Origin of the sequence: Streptococcus australis (genome assembly GCF_019930045.1) — a bacterium.
Classification (GTDB): Bacteria; Bacillota; Bacilli; order Lactobacillales; family Streptococcaceae; genus Streptococcus; species Streptococcus australis_D.
The window spans coordinates 1-17,148 of the sequence record NZ_JAHZQQ010000012.1; the positions used below are offsets into that span (position 1 = coordinate 1).

Below are 17,148 nucleotides of genomic sequence, written 5' to 3' on the forward strand. Positions count from 1 at the left end.
GTAGGATTGATTTGTGGTAGAATAATTAGTAGACATGTTCATCTTCCTTTATGCTGTTTTTCGCAATTCTAGTATATTAGATGAACGTGTCTTTTGTGTTGCACTTCATTTTACAACAGGGCAAAATTTTTTTAAGTAGAATTAGAACTTTATTAATTGTATTAAAACTTAAAGTTTCATTTTCATTTTGTTTTTTAGGTTTTGTTTTTAGGTATTCACGAAATTCGAATATATGGTCATACGTTAATTTATTTAAATTTGTATTTTTAAAATATGGTTTAATATGACGCTCATAATTGTTTCTTTGTGTACTTGTATAGCTTATTTTTCTGCCATTTTTCAAATCGTCTTCTTCAAGCAACTGGAATAACATATCTGTTGTTACTACAAAGTCAAATTGTTTTTCTTTTAATTCTACAACTCGAATATGTTGTTCTAGTTCTAGTGCTTCCTTTTTAGATTTTAATCCTTTTCGAATGATACGTATTCTTTTTTGTGTGACTGGGTGGAAACCATTAGAAACATCAACGGTCCATTTACCACTTTTAGTTTTACGAATAGTCATTCATTATGCTTCTTTCTGGAGTTCAATTCCTAGTAGTTCTTCAGCGACACTGGCTGGAATTGTACCAATCCGTTTGTTATCGTAGATGTTAAAACCACGATTCACTAATAGTAATTTGCCAGTATGGATAATCTTTCTTGCAGTTCCTGGAGCAAATCCAAGTTCGATAAGGTCATCTTTTGTTACAGTTTTAATCATGTGATCTCCTTTTCTAATTAGATTAAGTAAGGGGAGGATTAACTCCCCTTGTTTGATATTTATTTTTGTTTTACATCTACTAAATGGATAGCATCCGCCTTGTAATACATTGTTGTACTAATCATAGTGGCTTGTAAATTGTCGAATGTAACTGGTACTTCATCCATTGCTTGGATATAGTCATTATCAACTAATGCTTCTGGATTGTCTACAGAGACTTGGGTTGATTTCTTTTTGAATTGTCCATCCTTGATTGTTACATTGTATTTCCAACCAATGATTTTATCGGTATTAAAACGTCTTTCGCTACCATCTCGGTTTTTGATAATTTCTCCGTTTGCATCTGCTCGGACTTCCGTTTCAAATTTTGGAATAACTTCATCCAATTCAAATTTTGTTCCAATGTTATTAAAATTCCAGTCATTTTGTGAAAGCATTTTTGCCATAGTTAATTTCTCCTTTTGATATTTTCTTTGATTGTAGGGATTAAATCCTCTCTTTTAAAGAGTATTGCCCTTTCTATTAATCCACTTGCTAAATCTGGTGGATATTCCATATTTTTGAGTGCGAGATAGTTAGCTTTCTCATACTCATGCAGTAAGTTATTGTCGTATAAAAACTTATACGCTTTTAGAATAGCTCCTGAACCTTTATAGGTAAACCATTCTAATTTTTGTTCCAGTTCTGTTTTTGGTTTTGAAATAATGATAGAGACAGGTTTTGAGTGACCTAAAAACTTTTCCCAAGATCTCAGAGGTTTTGAGAAATAGCTATCACTATAGAACCTCACTTTTTCTTTGAGATATCCCTTGGTAAAGTTGAGAAGATCTATTTCTGAATGCAACCATTCTTGAATGAAGTAGTGAGCTTTTTCTTTCCTAAGTTCTAACTCAGTTCTTATCCAATTTTCTATATACCGCTTGCTGATACCGAGCTTCTCAGCTCGTTCTAAGCGCTTATCGTAAATTCTAAGTCTTTCATCATCATTGGGTTTTCTCAAATATAAGGTCTGGCCGATTGTTTCATCTCCGTAGGTATTGTAGTAGGTGCTTTTTCCATATATAAAGCGTTTTTTCTGACAAACCTTTAGAAGCTGATTAGGAGTGAAATAGGGTGTATCATTAAAATCATCTATTGCAATATCAATTCGTCTTACTGAAAATTGATTGTAATTGTAGTAGAGGTTGTTCAGAAACTGTCTTTCGGACAGACTATTTGGATCTAATACCATATCTCTATAGAACTCGAGTGCCTGTCCTGACATGACAAGCATGTAGGACGACTCTTTCGCTCCATAGTAGATACGGATATTCCCATAATGAAGCTGGCTATCATAGTTATAGTATTTAAGGCTCCCTTTATTCTCAATAAATAGGTCATAGTCAAGAAATAGAATGTCTTCGATTATTTCTCTTGGCGAAAATTCAGTCTTATCAAACTGAATTTGAATCCAGTCAAATACAGAACGTAAATGTTCATTTTTTGCCATAGATTTTGATTCAACTTTTTGCCTAATTTTGCCACCCTTAAAATCTCCGAAACCCTTGGAAATACTGAATTCTTTCGATGGTACACCTAACTTGCAGAGGGTGGTGTTACTACACACCCCATCGGTCAAAAATGGTCCGTCCGCATTTACGCTCATTTTCGGCTTTCTGCCTCATGGCTCAGCCGAAAACTCGCTATTAGCCGAACCTATTTTTTGACCTCTTGTTAACAAACCCTAGTAAGCCGGTTTGCATCGACTCTTCAATATCTTGGATTCTCTTTTTTAGGTTGGTATTCTCAATTTGTATCAGCCGTATTTCTCGCTTAAATTCCTGTTTTAAGGCGCTCAGTTCATCGTAGAGCTCATCTATTACTTGGTTTAGGGATTCTTGCTCATTGTCTTCTAGACTCCCAAATACGGCTCGTATAGCCTCTTTTAGACCTATTTCAAGTTTTAGGTTAGCTAACTTTTGAAATTGTCTAAGGTCTTCGTCTGTAAAGTCATAGGCAACTGTATAACTTAATTGGCGAGTTCTTGGATTTCTACTGATAGGAATTTTAATTTTCTTAAATTCCTTGCCACTTATCTCTTTAATCAGTTGAATCCAATTTTTAAGAGTAGAGGTAGAGTTTAGGCCAGAAACTTGATTGACTAACTCTTTATTGGTCATCTTTTTGTGAAACCTCCGAAATTTTCTTTTACAACTGAAGAGTTTTCTGTGGTATAATTGTTACATAATATGTTTTGATCTTGGAACGAACGGCACATTTGTTTCAAGATTTTTTTATTTTGTCGAATCTTACCTCCTTTACTAAATTTTTTTAACTCGAACTACTAGTTACATACGCTTTTACCTCCTTTTATGCTATAATATTCTCAATGGAATATTTAATCTTAAAATAAATATTCCTTATGGAATAATTCTATTTTATACCGTTTAGAATATTTTGTCAAGTTAAAATATACGATTAAGAATATTTATAGGAGACTTATGTATACAGAGGATTATAAATTTTCAGATAGATTAAAAACTCTCAGAAAATCAAAAAAATTAACTCAAGTACAAATATCGGAATTAATTGGAGTTCAACAAGGGACATATTCTCGTTGGGAGAATGGAACGTTAGAACCGGGATTAGAATTCGTTGTAAAATTAGCAAATATTTTTGGTACTACTACAGATTATTTGCTGGGACAAAAACCTTATTCAATTATCAGTAGTTTACCTCTAGAACAATTAGATCTTACCAATATTGCAAACTTTTCAAAGGATGAGTTTGATGTTTTGAAACATTCAATAGCAGTTTCGGTGGCAAGAAATAAAATAAAGGCAACAGAACTAAAAGATAGAGTTATAGAAAAAAATCAGTTGTCAGAAAAAGATGCAGAACTTTTGAATAAGATTTTTGAAGAAGTTAAAACTTATTGGGAAAATTAGAAGGACGCTAGTCTTCAAAATTTCCTCCCAAAATTTGTCTAAAACATTGACAGAATTTCATATATTGAATATAATAGGTGGGGAAAGACATGATATTACAAATAGAAAATGGAGAATATTGAAAGTTGATTAAGGGATTAACAACTTGAAATTTTCAAATGTATACTAGATTTTTTTCCAGTAGTGCTATTTCTGAATAGATTGGTAGATGCTACTTATCTTCAAAATAGCATTTTTGATATACTATATTTAATTAGAATACAAAAAATTTTGGAGAGAAGGAGATAAAAGAGTGGACAAACAAACCATTTTTTACTGCTATAGAATGACTCATGATTATGGTATCAATCCTTGTGTTTTTACAGAAAATTATGATACAACTCCCAATCTTCTTACCGAAGGAGGGTGTATGCTTCAGTTAAGAAGGAATATTAAAAAGAACTGGGCGGATAAAATAAACTCTAAATCGGTAGATGCTTACATAATGGCTGTAGCAGGGCATTCAAATGATGGGAAAAAATGGAGAGATGATCAAGGAATGTTTATCACTCCAAAATATAATCATCTAATTTTTGTTGCTAAAATTAGTGAAATTTTAACAATGAAAGAATATTTACTATCTCCAAAATCTAATAATAGAAGAGATGCTTACACTTATCAGTGGCTGATTGAAAAGAATGGATTAAACCAATCAAGTTTTATGAATGAAATAGTGATTCTTGCAGACCGTTTTAATTATTTTGGTAAGTCTCCACTTGAAATTCCTAAAGAAATTTTAGATTTTTTTCCGATGGGAGAACGAGCAAGAATGAATGGGAAACCATTCCCAAGATGGAATGCTAAAAATGGATTTTATAATTCGGAAGAGAGATTTACTGATGTGTTAGAATTAATGGAATTTGCTGAAACTATACTAGGTTCACAAAACAAAGTAATGGATTTGCCCTATCATCCATTCTTTATACGAGGAAAAGAATTGTGAAAATAATTTTATCAAGAAAGGGATTTGATTCATCCAATGGTTCCATCCCGAGTCCTATATTACCTGATGGGACGCTACTTTCATTGCCAATACCTGCCAAGTTTGATAGTATCTCTTTTGACGACTTAAACTATAACGGAGTGTTATTTTCAGATATCTTAAGACAACTAAAAGGGAAAGAAGATAAAACAAATCATTATAATTGTCATCTTGATCCAGATATAAGAGAAAATCTTAGGAATACTCCTGTTTCTAACTGGAGAGCAGCATTTGGTCAAATTAAAAGCTCACAGGGATTATTAAGAAATCAAAATGTTTCTATCGGGGATCTTTTTCTATTTTTCGGATGGTTTAGACAAACCGAAGGAGATCTTTACAACGGAACATTGCATTTTAAAAAAGATGCCCCGGATCTAAATATCATTTATGGTTATTTGCAAATTGGTAATATGATGAATGATAAAGAATCTCTGCAAAATATGTATCCATTTCATCCTCATTCTTGCGACCATATGAGTAATTTGCAATCAAATATGCTTTATATCCCAAGTGAAAATTTATCGTTTTTACCTCAAGAAAAAGGATATGGAACTTTTAATTTTCACGATGACAGAGTATTAACAATGAATGGTAAATCAAGAAGTGTATGGAAAGAGATACCAGCGCTTATGCCTGAAAATATAAAGGGGAATCATAAAAATTCTGCTAAAGATTGTGGTTTAAAATATTCTGGTATATGGCAAGAAAAAGTTTTGTTAGAAAATGAATTATCAAATTCTTGGGCTAAAGAGTTATTTTTGTTAAAATAGTAAAAAGCACATACCCTAATTAAAGGAGAAAATAAAATGATTACATTAACTGTTGAAAAAGATTGGACTGGGAAATACACGTTTATAGTTTCGAATGGATTTGATAGTCAAAGTTTCACACCAGGAACATTTGTTTCAGATTTTCAAATTGATCAAGCTAAACAAAACATTCAGTATGCCGGAAGTATTGATGATGGTATTAGAGTAGTAAAAGATGCTTTAGGAATTTTCTAAAAGAAAAATATTAGAGTCATTTATACAAAAACTAGACCTAATTTATGTTTAGTTTGTTAATATTCCATATACCTCAAATAATCGTACGTACAAGTGTCTTGAATAATATAACCTGTTGGGACATATCGTCTATTCTCTGATGATGCTCTTAGAACGCTAAGATATGGAGTGTTACCAAAAAGTTACTAAAATTTGAAAAACGAGTCTATTTTGCAAGATTCAAAAGTCCTAAAACCTTATTAAATCAAGGTTATAAGGTTCAAAAAATGTAGTTATGGAACTCAAAATCCAGTGTCCGCAAGGACGTGCCGGTTCGACCCCGGCCGCCGGTATAGTATTAAAGACAAGGTTTTCGGACCTTGTCTTTTTCTTTTTTTTGTTGAATTTTTGATGCTGAGTTACTTAACAGTTACTAAAAATTGTTTTTATTGTTTTCTGAAAATACTTTGACTATTTTCCTTCACTGTGTTATAATTAACCGGTAAAGTATTTATTGGTTAATAGAAAGGAAGTTTCTATGAGGGTTGCTAATCAGATAGATGAGTTTTTGAATTCTATCTTACTTATTTCTGAGAATCAGCATGAAGTATTGATAGGTTCTTGTACAAGTGGTTTTTCTTTAACCAATACGCAAGAACACATTTTAATGTTATTATCAAAGAATAATTATTCCAATTCTGAGCTTGCTAAATTGCTGAATGTTAGTCAAGCTGCTGTTACTAAGGCTGTTAAACAATTACTTTCTTTTGGGATGTTAGAAGCTTTAAAAGATGAGAAAGATGCTCGCATCGTTTTGTACCGTTTAACAGATTTGGGGCGTCCAGTTGCTGAGGAACATTCTCATCATCATGATCATACTTTGGCTGCTTATAATCAAGTTTTGAGCGAATTTTCTCAAGAAGAACAAATGGTTATTTCTAGGTTTTTATCTCGCTTATTGGAGGATCTTCGTTAATGCGTTATATCACTGTTAAAGATCTTTCGTTTTATTATGATCGAGAACCGGTTCTAGAAGGTGTGAATTACTACTTGGATAGCGCGGAGTTTGTGACGCTGACTGGTGAGAATGGCGCCGCCAAATCTACTTTGATCAAGGCAAGTCTTGGCATCTTAAAACCTAAAGTAGGGACGGTTGAAATTGCTAAGGAAAATGTAGCTGGTAAAAAATTACGAATTGCCTATCTTCCGCAACAAATTGCAAGCTTCAATGCTGGCTTTCCCAGTTCTGTTTATGAGTTTGTGAAATCTGGGCGGTATCCTCGTAAGGGTTGGTTTCGTCGCTTAAATCATCACGATGAGGAGCACATTTTAGCTAGTTTATCTGCTGTTGGGATGTTAGAGCATCGTGATAAACCTTTAGGGGCTCTATCCGGTGGCCAGAAACAACGGGCTGTCATTGCACGAATGTTTGCGTCTGATCCAGATATTTTTGTGTTGGATGAACCGACTACTGGGATGGATGCTGGCAGTAAGGATGAGTTTTATGAATTGATGCACCACAGTGCCCATCATCATGGGAAGGCTGTTTTGATGATTACGCATGATCCTGAAGAGGTGAGCCATTACGCAGATCGCAATATCCACCTGGTGAGAAAACAAAATTCTCCATGGCGTTGCTTTAATGTCCATGAGAAAGATGGAGGTGAGGACCATGCTTAGTCTCTTTCAGTATGATTTTATGCAACGGGCCTTGTTGGCGATGGTTGCTATGAGTCTCTTCTCTCCTATCTTAGGTGTATTTTTGATTTTGCGTCGTCAGAGTTTGATGAGTGATACGCTGAGTCACGTCTCTCTATCAGGGGTTGCTTTTGGCCTCTTCCTTGGTTTCTCTCCAACTATTTCTACAGTTATTGTGGTCATCGTAGCGGCTGTATTTCTAGAGTATTTACGAACAGTCTATAAAGATTTTATGGAAATTGGGACAGCGATTCTTATGTCGACCGGCTTGGCCTTGGCTTTGGTGATCATGAAGGGTGGCGGTAAAAGTTCCATGAGTTTGGACCAGTACCTATTTGGCTCTACCTTGACCATTACGGATGAGCAAGTGCTTGCTTTGTTTATCATTGCAGCCATTGTCCTAGTTTTAACGATTCTCTTTATTCGTCCCATGTATATCCTTACATTTGATGAGGATACAGCTTATGTAGATGGTTTACCCGTGCGTCTCATGTCTATCTTGTTTAATATTGTGACAGGGGTGGCTATTGCCTTGATGATTCCGGCTGCAGGTTCCTTGTTGGTATCTACTATTATGGTCTTACCAGCTAGTATTGCTTTAAAGCTAGGAAAGACCTTCCGTTCGGTTATGCTTCTGGCAGTGGTCATTGGTTTTGTAGGGATGGTCAGTGGTCTCATTCTTTCTTATTACCCGGATACACCGGTTAGTGCGACCATTACCCTCTTATTTGTATCCTTCTTTTTGCTCTCAAATCTTTTTGTTAAATTTAGAAAATAGGTGATCTTATGAAAAAACTTGTATGGCTCGTGTTAGCCTTTTGTAGTCTTCTTTTAGTAGCTTGTAGTGGTGGTCAAAATCAGTCAGGGAAATTGAAAGTCATGACGACTTTCTATCCTGTCTATGAATTTACTAAGCAAGTCGTTGGAGACGAGGGAGATGTGGAGCTCTTGATCGGGTCTGGTTCGGAACCCCATGATTTTGAATTGTCTGCCAAGGGGCGCGCAAAAATCCAAGAGTCAGATGTCTTTGTCTATGAGAATGAGAACATGGAAACGTGGGTGCCTCAGTTGTTGAAATCAATGGATGGCAAGAAAACCAAGGTTGTCAAAGCGACGGAAAATATGCTGCTTTTACCAGGTGGTGAGGAAGAGCATGACCATGAGGGAGGGGAAGAACACCATCATGACTACGATCCCCATGTCTGGCTTTCTCCGCAGAGAGCTATTAAAATGGTGGAAACGATTCGTGATCAACTGGTGAAACAGTACCCAGATAAAAAGGCTAGCTTTACAGCTAATGCGGATGCCTATATTGCCAAGTTGAAAAAATTGGATGATAGCTATACGAAGAGCTTATATGCAGCAAAACAGAAAAATTTTGTCACTCAACACGCAGCTTTCCGTTATTTGGCCCTGGACTATGGCTTGAATCAAGTCTCTATCTCAGGTTTGTCACCAGATAGTGAACCGTCTGCGACTCGCTTGAGTGAATTGACAGAGTACATCAAGAAGAACGACATCAAGGTCATCTACTTTGAAGAAAATGCTTCTAAATCCTTATCGAAAACCTTGTCTGCTGAAACCGGTGTGGATCTAGCTGTTTTGAATCCATTAGAGAGCTTGACAGATGAGCAGATGAAAGATGGTGAAGACTACATCTCGATCATGGGAGCCAACCTCAAATCTTTGGAGTTAACAACGACTCAAGCTGGAAAAGAAATCGCTCCAGAAGAGGAAGAAGACACCAAAACAGTAGCCAATGGCTACTTTGAGGACAGTGCTATTAAGGACCGAACTCTTTCAGACTATGTAGGTGATTGGCAGTCTGTGTATCCTTATCTAAAAGATGGAACCTTGGATCAAGTCTTTGACTACAAAGCTAAATTAACCAAGTCCAAAACAGCTGAAGAGTATAAAGCCTACTACACCACAGGTTATAAAACAGATGTCGACCGGATTGTCATTACAGACAAAACCATGACCTTCTATAAGAATGGCGAAGAGAAGAAGTTCGAATACCGCTATGCTGGGAAGCATACGCTAACCTATACAAAAGGGAATCGTGGAGTGCGGTATCTCTTCGAAGCAACTGATCCGAATGCGGGTGAATTCAAGTATGTTCAATTCAGTGACCACCAAATTGCTCCTAATAAAGCAGCTCACTTCCATATTTTCTTCGGTGGGGAAAGCCAAGAGGCTCTGTATAAGGAATTGGAAAATTGGCCTACTTACTACCCAAGTGACTTATCCGGATTCGAAATTGCGCAGGAAATGTTGGCCCACTAATCAAATAGAGAAGGAACCAGTTGGTTCCTTTCAGATTGAAGACAAAGTAATTTTAGAAACTTTCCTTAGGTGAGTACGGACGTCAGCGAACTTCGAAGAAGTTCCATGACTTAGTTTTGGATCTAAGGTTCCAAAACTCCCGAGTGCCTGAAACAACTCTGTTTCAGGCACTTTTCTCACAGCGGAAAGTTTTTCATCTTCTTAAATTACTAAAAAATATAATCATTTTTTGAAAATCATCTAGCTGTTTTATGTAAAACAATAGCTTGTCTGCATTCAAGAAGGAACCAGTTGGTTCCTTTATTGATAGTAACAGAAACTTGTCAAATTGCTAGAAAAAGGATAAAATTAGGCTTATAGAATAGATTGAATGTCGGGAGATTTATGATGAAAAAGTATCGTTTGCTATTGTTGCTTTCTGCTCTACTGTTTTTCCTTGGAGCCTGTGGTGATAAAAAACAGGAGACAGGATCTGAAAGTAAAGAAAGTACAGTTCGTCAATCGAAGGATAGCTCAGCTACTAGTGAAGCAAAGAAGGCTGAGAGTTCGAGTGATAAGAAAGAGAAAACAAAGATGGATATTGAAGCAATCGCTCAAGGGGATTATAGTAGCGTAGCTGGTGTCTGGCAAGATGATAAGGGGAATAAACTCGTCTTTGATCAAAATGGTTTGGTCTCTAACGAATATGAGTCTTATGGTCTTTCCTTGACGGATTATGGAACTGTTTCAGGAGGAGTCTACGGAGGAGTTACAGGAGGATTTTTGATGGAATTCATCCCTGCCGGGCTTACGATTGATGACCAAACGGACGAAAATGGAGAAGTCATCTTCCATGATGATTCTGATGTTAATAAGGACCGTCTCTGGACCGGAACTGGGATGTACAGTTTTACGGAACAAGGTTCTTTCCTCTATAAGGTTGGGAATTAGCTAGTATATGTGTAATGAAAAAGAATGAAGAGTGTCCTACTCTTCATTCTTTTTTAGATTTTAGGGAGCCAAGAAAGGTAGAAGTCTAGCTTCTCCGCTTTCAAGAGGTCTTGGTGGCTCACTCTGTCGACCTTTTTTCCATCAAGAGAAGCATCTTGAAGAAAGTGTGCTTGGGCTGTGTGAGCTGTGCTATGGATATGCAGCCATTTTTTCTCTTGAGGGAGAAAGAGGCGCAAGTGTTTGAAGAGGGGAATCCCTAGGTCATAGACTGGCTTGCCTGGACAAGTTGGATAGAGTCCTAAAACCGACCAGATATACCAGGAGGATAGGCTGCCATTATCTTCATCTCCTGGATAGGCTTGAAAGCTTGGCTGGAAGGCTTCCTTGCGAAGGGCCTGGATTAGGATGCTAGTGTATTCCGGGTGTTGGCTATAGCGGAAGAGATAGGGGATGTGAAAACTCGGTTGGTTTGAAATGGCAATTTGTCCAAAAGGAGCTTGGGCCATCTCACTCATTTCATGAATTTCGTAGCCATAGCCCGTCACTTCGTAATGCGGTGCTTGAGTGGCTAGTCGAGTTAAGTAGTGGGTAAATCCTCCTTCTCCACCAAAGAGTTGCTTGAGGCCCTCGATGTCGTGAAGGGCGCCTAAGGTTGCCTGAATGGCAGAGCACTCTGCATAGTCGCGTCCCCAACTGATGGGGGAAAAGTCTGGTCTGAAATGGCCCTTCTTATCTTTGGCCCGGATATAACCTGTTTCTGGATCAAAGAGGGTTCGATAGGAAAGACTAGACTGGGCATATTCTTTGGCCAACTCTTCCTTGCCAAGTAGCTGGGCAGTTTGGGCGATACAAAAATCGCTATAGGAGAAGTCAATGGTGTGACTCACGCTTTCGTGATAGTCAGTGGATAGATAGCCTAATTCCTTGTATTCTTTAGCTCCTCGTCGACCGTAATGACCATTTGGGTCTTCCTTTCTAGCTGTATCCAGCATGGCTTCAAAAAGCTCCGTGTGGAGGTCGGGAGCCAGGCCTTTTTGAATGGCATCGGCAATGACCCCATCAATGAGGGTTCCAGGCATCATGCCTCTTTCGTCCGGTGCTAGCCATTTAGGGAGGAAACCGGTATCTCGGTAATGGCTGAGGAAGCCTTCGAGAAATTCCTGGTAAAGCTCGGGATAGACTAGGCTATAGAGAGGAAAGGTGGTCCGAAAGAGATCCCAGAAGCCCAAACTCGTGAAGTATTTTCCTTCTTGAATGCGGTTGTGGGCGAAATCGCGATGGACTGCTTTCCCCTCAGGGGTTACTTCATAACAAGTCTGAGGAAAGAGCAGACTACGGTAGAGACAGTGATCGAAAAAGGTTCGATCCTCTCCGCCCGTATCTAAAATGTCAAATCGGTCCATTAGCTCTTGCCATTTGCGGCTCGCTTTTTCTTTCATCTCTTCAAAGCTAGCTGTAGGAAGGTGAGATTTGGCCAACTCAGGGTTGATAAAGGAAGTGCCTAATCGAGCTTCTAGCCTAGGGCTGTCAAATTCTAGGATCAAATCCTGTCCTAGCCAGTGAGTGCGAGTGATGGCTTGGTCAAATTCAACATGAAGATAGAAAGGAAAGTCTTGTTGGTCGGTATGATTTTGGTCTAGGATGTGAAAATGTAGATTCGTTTCTCCGAATTCTACTTCAGCTAGTCCATTGGGGCAATGAATGGCCAGTGAAAGTGCAGACGGCCCTCTAAAGCGGAGAATGGCCCCGTAGAGGCTGGGTGTCAGCTCTGTATGGACTTGATAGCGCTCTGAGGTGAGGGCTAAATAATGGGGCTGAAAGACAGCTTCTTGGATCCGGTAACTGCTCTGTCTGAAATAGAGGTCTTCTTGAGTCGGAATGTCTGTCAGAGGGGTGAGGAGACACCAGGAAAAATCTCCAATCCAAGGGCTAGGCTGATGGGTCAAGCGAATACCTTGAAAGATAGGAAGGTTGGGGTTGAAAAACCAAGCCCCCTGTTCATGTGTCGTCTGTGGGAGGAAATAATTCATCCCAAAAGGAACTCCTGTGTAAGGGAGGGTGTTGCCGTTAGAGTATGCTGAGTGATTGTCTGTTCCTAAGCGGGTATCAATGTGAGTAATACCGGTCTTCATGCGGGACCTCCTGTGTCATACGAGGGCCTTCAAGCCCTTTTCTTTCTTTATTTTAGCAGAAGCCACTCAAATGGGAAAGTCTTTTTCAAAACTAGAAAAGTTTGTAGAAAAAGGGCTATAATTTGCGTATGTATTTCCCATCTGAAATCTTTTATACTGAATAGGAAAGAATCGACAAGTGTGAGGAAAAGGAATGACTTATTCAAAAGAAATCGTCAGAGAATGGCTGGACCAAGTAGCAGAACGTGCCAAGGAGTACCCGGAGTGGGTGGATGTCTTTGAGCGTTGCTATACAGACACTTTGGATAATACAGTTGAAATTTTAGAAGATGGGTCAACCTTTGTGTTAACAGGGGACATCCCAGCTATGTGGTTGCGTGACTCAACGGCTCAATTGAGACCTTATCTTCATGTGGCAAAAAGAGACCCTCGTTTGCGCCAGACCATTGCTGGTTTGGTCAAACGCCAGATGACCTTGATCCTCAAGGATCCCTATGCCAACTCCTTCAATATTGAGGAGAACTGGAAAGGACACCACGAAACCGACCACACCGATTTGAATGGCTGGATTTGGGAGCGCAAGTATGAAGTAGACTCACTTTGCTATCCTTTACAATTAGCTTATCTTCTGTGGAAGGAAACTGGTGAGACTAGCCAATTTGATGAAACCTTTGTCACTGCGACTAAGGAAATTCTTCATTTATGGACGGTTGAACAAGACCATAACAACTCACCATATCGCTTCGTTCGGGATACAGACCGTAAAGAAGATACCTTGGTCAATAACGGCTTTGGGCCAGATTTCGCTGTGACAGGGATGACCTGGTCAGCCTTCCGTCCAAGTGATGATTGCTGTCAGTATAGCTACTTGATTCCGTCCAATATGTTCGCAGTGGTTGTCTTGGGTTATGTGCAAGAAATCTTTGCAACATTGAATCTAGCTGATAGCGAAAGCATTATTGCTGATGCCAAACGCCTGCAAGCTGAGATTCAAGAAGGAATCGAAAACTACGCCTACACCACTAACAGCAAGGGAGAGAAAATCTATGCCTTTGAGGTAGACGGTTTGGGAAATGCTAGCATCATGGATGATCCGAACGTACCAAGTTTGTTGGCTGCTCCCTATCTGGGCTACTGCGAGATTGACGACGAAGTCTACCAAGCCACTCGTCGCACTATTCTGAGTCCGGAAAATCCTTACTTTTATGAAGGGAAATACGCAAGTGGAATCGGAAGTTCTCATACCTTCTACCGCTATATCTGGCCGATTGCTTTATCCATTCAAGGATTGACAACGACGGATAAGGCAGAGAAAAAATTCTTGCTGGACCAGTTGGTTGCCTGCGATGGAGGCACAGGTGTCATGCACGAAAGTTTCCACGTGGATGATCCAACCAAATACTCGCGCGAATGGTTCTCTTGGGCCAACATGATGTTCTGTGAATTAGTCTTGGATTACTTGGATATCCGCTAATACTCTTCGAAAATCAAATTCAAACGCCTTGCTGTATATATGTTACTGACTTCGTCAGTTCTATCTACAACCTCAAAGCAGTGCTTTGAGCAACCTGCGGCTAGCTTCCTAGTTTGCTCTTTGATTTTCATTGAGTACAAGGAGCACGCTTTAGCTTCACTGATTCTTGTAAAGAATCACAAATATATTTTTAAATTTAAGTTAGAATGAGGTTTTACTCATGGAAAATGTTGTTGTACATATTATTTCTCACAGTCACTGGGATCGTGAGTGGTATCTACCTTTTGAAAGCCACCGGATGCAGTTGGTGGAACTATTTGATAATCTTTTTGATCTCTTTGAAAATGACCCTGAATTCAAGAGCTTCCACTTAGATGGCCAAACCATCGTCCTTGATGACTATTTAGAAATTCGCCCTGAAAACCGCGACAAGGTGCAGCGTTATATCGACGAAGGCAAGCTTAAGATTGGTCCCTTCTATATCTTGCAGGATGATTACTTGATCTCCAGTGAAGCCAATGTCCGCAATACCTTGATTGGACAAGCTGAATGTGCCAAATGGGGCAAATCTACTCAGATTGGTTACTTCCCTGATACCTTTGGAAATATGGGGCAAGCTCCTCAAATCCTCCAAAAATCAGGCATTCACGTAGCAGCCTTTGGGCGTGGGGTCAAACCAATCGGATTTGACAACCAAGTCCTCGAAGATGAGCAATTCACCTCTCAATTTTCTGAAATGTACTGGCAAGGTGCGGATGGTAGCCGTGTGCTCGGTATTCTCTTTGCCAACTGGTACAGTAACGGGAACGAAATTCCAGTGGATAAAGATGAAGCTTTGGCTTTCTGGAAACAAAAATTGGCAGACGTTCGTGACTATGCATCAACCAACCAATGGTTGATGATGAACGGCTGTGACCACCAACCGGTTCAACGAAACTTGAGTGAAGCTATTCGCGTGGCCAACGAACTCTTCCCTGACGTGACTTTTATTCATAGTTCCTTTGATGACTATGTGCAAGCAGTGGAAAGTGCGCTTCCTGAGCAATTATCAACGGTTACAGGAGAATTGACCAGTCAGGAAACCGATGGCTGGTACACTCTTGCCAATACTTCTTCTTCACGCGTTTACCTCAAACAAGCTTTTCAAGAGAACAGCAATTTGCTAGAGCAAGTGGTGGAACCTTTGACCATCATTACTGGTGGGCACAATCACAAGGATCAATTGACCTATGCCTGGAAGACACTCTTACAAAATGCGCCACACGATAGTATTTGTGGATGTAGCGTGGATGATGTTCACCGTGAAATGGAAGTTCGTTTTGCCAAGGTCAACCAAGTTGGAAACTTTGTCAAGACCAACCTTCTGAACGAATGGAAGGGTAAACTAGCGACTCAAAAAGCCCAGAGTGATCACCTCTTTACGGTCATCAATACTGGCTTGCATAATAAGGTAGATACCGTCAGCACGATTGTCGATGTAGCGGTTTGTCCGTTTAAGGAATTGCATCCGACAGAGGGCTTCAAGAAAATGGCTGCTTTGACCTTGCCAGACTACCACGTAGAAGATTTAGATGGGCATCTTGTAGAAGCAGAGATTGAGGACTTGGGAGCAAGCTTTGGCTATACTCTGCCTAAGGATAAATTCCGCCAACCCTATATTGCACGTCAAGTGCGCGTGACGGTTCCAGTTCACCTAGCGCCTCTTTCTTGGACCACCTTCCAGCTCTTGGAAGGCAAAGCACCTCATCATGATGGTCTTTTCCAAAATGGGGTGATCGATACGCCATTTGTAACCCTTAGTATCGATGATGGCTTGACCCTCTATGATAAAACGACCAATGAGGCTTATGAGGATTTCCTTCGCTTTGAAGATCGTGGTGATATCGGAAATGAATATATCTACTTCCAACCAAAAGGAACCGAGCCGATCTATGCGAAGTTAACAGCTTATGAGGTTTTGGAAAACAATGCTCGCTATGCCAAAATCTTACTCAAGCATGACTTGACGATCCCGGTCAGCGCGGATGAACAATTGGATGCGGAACAAAGAGGCATTATCGAGTTTATGAACCGCAAGGCAAGTCGCTCAGAAGAGCTGACATCTATCCCTCTTGAAACGGAGATGACCATCTTTGTAGATGATCCGCAAATTCGCTTCAAGACGCGCTTTACCAATACAGCCAAGGATCACCGCATCCGTCTCCTGGTCAAGACTCACAATACGCGTCCAAGCAATGATTCTGAAAGCATCTATGAAGTTGTGACACGGCCAAATAAACCGGCTGCTTCTTGGGAAAATCCTGAAAATCCCCAACACCAACAAGCCTTTGTCAGCTTGTATGATGATGTTAAAGGGGTAACAGTGGCCAATAAAGGATTACATGAATACGAAATTTTAGGGGACGATACGATAGCTGTAACCCTTCTCCGGGCTTCCGGTGAACTTGGTGACTGGGGCTATTTCCCAACACCAGAAGCTCAATGTTTGCGGGACTTTGAGGTGGAATATGCAGTAGAATGCCATCAGGCTCAGGGGCGCTTCTCTGCTTATCGCCGAGCGAAAGCTTTGCAGACACCGATGACCAGCCTTCAAGTTGAAAAACAAGAAGGAAGTGTAGCAGCGTCTGGTAGCTTACTCAAGCATACCGCCTTGACGCATCCTCAGGTTTGTCCAACAGCCTTTAAGGTAGCAGAAAATGAAGAAGGTTACATCCTTCGCTATTACAACATGAGCCAAGAAAATGTGCGCGTGTCAGAAGGACAACAAACGGTTGTCGATCTGCTGGAACGCCCATATCCAGTCCATTCAGGACTATTGGCACCACAGGAAATTCGTACAGAATTCATTCAAAAAGAAGAAATTTAATTTCAAAAAGAAAACATAAACAGAAAGGAGGAGCGAAAAAGTAAGAACCAACTGCTGATTCGCTCCTT

Annotated in this window: 16 protein-coding genes and 1 pseudogene; 11 read left to right on the top strand and 6 right to left on the bottom strand. The window is 39.6% G+C overall.

The window, feature by feature from the left end:
* Window positions 1–124 precede the first annotated feature (124 nt).
* The 5 genes and pseudogenes from K1J10_RS03875 to K1J10_RS03895 form a co-directional block, all read right to left on the bottom strand.
* Window positions 125–565, bottom strand: a pseudogene (locus K1J10_RS03875) (tyrosine-type recombinase/integrase); the annotation flags it as partial.
* 3 nt (window positions 566–568) lie between these two features.
* Window positions 569–763 (bottom strand): DUF3173 domain-containing protein, encoded by a 195-nt coding sequence (locus tag K1J10_RS03880; RefSeq protein WP_000598356.1) that lies wholly within the window; start codon window positions 761–763, stop codon window positions 569–571.
* Window positions 764–822: 59 nt separating this feature from the next.
* Window positions 823–1,209, bottom strand: a complete 387-nt coding sequence (locus K1J10_RS03885; protein ID WP_061599443.1) for a hypothetical protein — start codon at window positions 1,207–1,209, stop codon at window positions 823–825.
* Between the two features lie 2 nt (window positions 1,210–1,211).
* Entirely contained in the window at window positions 1,212–2,408 is a 1,197-nt protein-coding gene (locus K1J10_RS03890; protein WP_223355930.1) for a replication initiation factor domain-containing protein, read from the bottom strand.
* Between the two features lie 40 nt (window positions 2,409–2,448).
* Window positions 2,449–2,922, bottom strand: coding sequence for a hypothetical protein (locus K1J10_RS03895; protein ID WP_223355931.1), 474 nt, complete (start codon window positions 2,920–2,922; stop codon window positions 2,449–2,451).
* A gap of 321 nt (window positions 2,923–3,243) precedes the next feature.
* Here K1J10_RS03895 and K1J10_RS03900 point away from each other — a divergent pair, with 321 nt between their 5' ends.
* The 9 genes from K1J10_RS03900 to K1J10_RS03940 all read left to right on the top strand — a co-directional run bounded on the left by K1J10_RS03900 (window position 3,244) and on the right by K1J10_RS03940 (window position 10,608).
* The gene (locus K1J10_RS03900; protein WP_223355932.1) at window positions 3,244–3,690 is read left to right on the top strand and encodes a helix-turn-helix transcriptional regulator; all 447 of its coding nucleotides are present in this window, start codon (window positions 3,244–3,246) and stop codon (window positions 3,688–3,690) included.
* A gap of 292 nt (window positions 3,691–3,982) precedes the next feature.
* On the top strand, window positions 3,983–4,672 hold the full coding sequence (locus tag K1J10_RS03905) for a hypothetical protein (RefSeq protein ID WP_004182165.1): 690 nt from the start codon (window positions 3,983–3,985) through the stop codon (window positions 4,670–4,672).
* Window positions 4,669–5,481 (top strand): Nmad3 family putative nucleotide modification protein, encoded by an 813-nt coding sequence (locus K1J10_RS03910; protein WP_223355933.1) that lies wholly within the window; start codon window positions 4,669–4,671, stop codon window positions 5,479–5,481. The genes K1J10_RS03905 and K1J10_RS03910 overlap by 4 nt, the downstream gene beginning before the upstream one ends.
* 36 nt (window positions 5,482–5,517) lie before the next feature.
* Window positions 5,518–5,715, top strand: coding sequence for a hypothetical protein (locus K1J10_RS03915; RefSeq protein ID WP_223355934.1), 198 nt, complete (start codon window positions 5,518–5,520; stop codon window positions 5,713–5,715).
* 517 nt (window positions 5,716–6,232) lie between these two features.
* Complete coding sequence (locus K1J10_RS03920) at window positions 6,233–6,670, top strand: zinc-dependent MarR family transcriptional regulator (protein ID WP_223355935.1); 438 nt, start codon at window positions 6,233–6,235, stop codon at window positions 6,668–6,670.
* Complete coding sequence (locus tag K1J10_RS03925) at window positions 6,670–7,374, top strand: metal ABC transporter ATP-binding protein (RefSeq protein WP_223355936.1); 705 nt, start codon at window positions 6,670–6,672, stop codon at window positions 7,372–7,374. Before K1J10_RS03920 ends, K1J10_RS03925 begins: the two co-directional genes overlap by 1 nt.
* Window positions 7,367–8,170 (top strand): metal ABC transporter permease, encoded by an 804-nt coding sequence (locus K1J10_RS03930; protein WP_223355937.1) that lies wholly within the window; start codon window positions 7,367–7,369, stop codon window positions 8,168–8,170. The genes K1J10_RS03925 and K1J10_RS03930 overlap by 8 nt, the downstream gene beginning before the upstream one ends.
* 8 nt (window positions 8,171–8,178) lie before the next feature.
* Complete coding sequence (locus K1J10_RS03935) at window positions 8,179–9,678, top strand: zinc ABC transporter substrate-binding protein AdcA (protein WP_223355938.1); 1,500 nt, start codon at window positions 8,179–8,181, stop codon at window positions 9,676–9,678.
* Between the two features lie 384 nt (window positions 9,679–10,062).
* Complete coding sequence (locus tag K1J10_RS03940; RefSeq protein ID WP_223355939.1) at window positions 10,063–10,608, top strand: DUF6287 domain-containing protein; 546 nt, start codon at window positions 10,063–10,065, stop codon at window positions 10,606–10,608.
* 53 nt (window positions 10,609–10,661) lie between these two features.
* On the opposite strand, the gene K1J10_RS03945 is transcribed toward K1J10_RS03940, so the two are convergent.
* On the bottom strand, window positions 10,662–12,740 hold the full coding sequence (locus tag K1J10_RS03945; RefSeq protein WP_223355940.1) for a GH92 family glycosyl hydrolase: 2,079 nt from the start codon (window positions 12,738–12,740) through the stop codon (window positions 10,662–10,664).
* Between the two features lie 193 nt (window positions 12,741–12,933).
* Here K1J10_RS03945 and K1J10_RS03950 point away from each other — a divergent pair, with 193 nt between their 5' ends.
* On the top strand, window positions 12,934–14,214 hold the full coding sequence (locus K1J10_RS03950; RefSeq protein ID WP_223355941.1) for a glycoside hydrolase family 125 protein: 1,281 nt from the start codon (window positions 12,934–12,936) through the stop codon (window positions 14,212–14,214).
* A gap of 220 nt (window positions 14,215–14,434) precedes the next feature.
* The gene (locus tag K1J10_RS03955) at window positions 14,435–17,080 is read left to right on the top strand and encodes an alpha-mannosidase (RefSeq protein ID WP_223355942.1); all 2,646 of its coding nucleotides are present in this window, start codon (window positions 14,435–14,437) and stop codon (window positions 17,078–17,080) included.
* Window positions 17,081–17,148 lie beyond the last annotated feature (68 nt).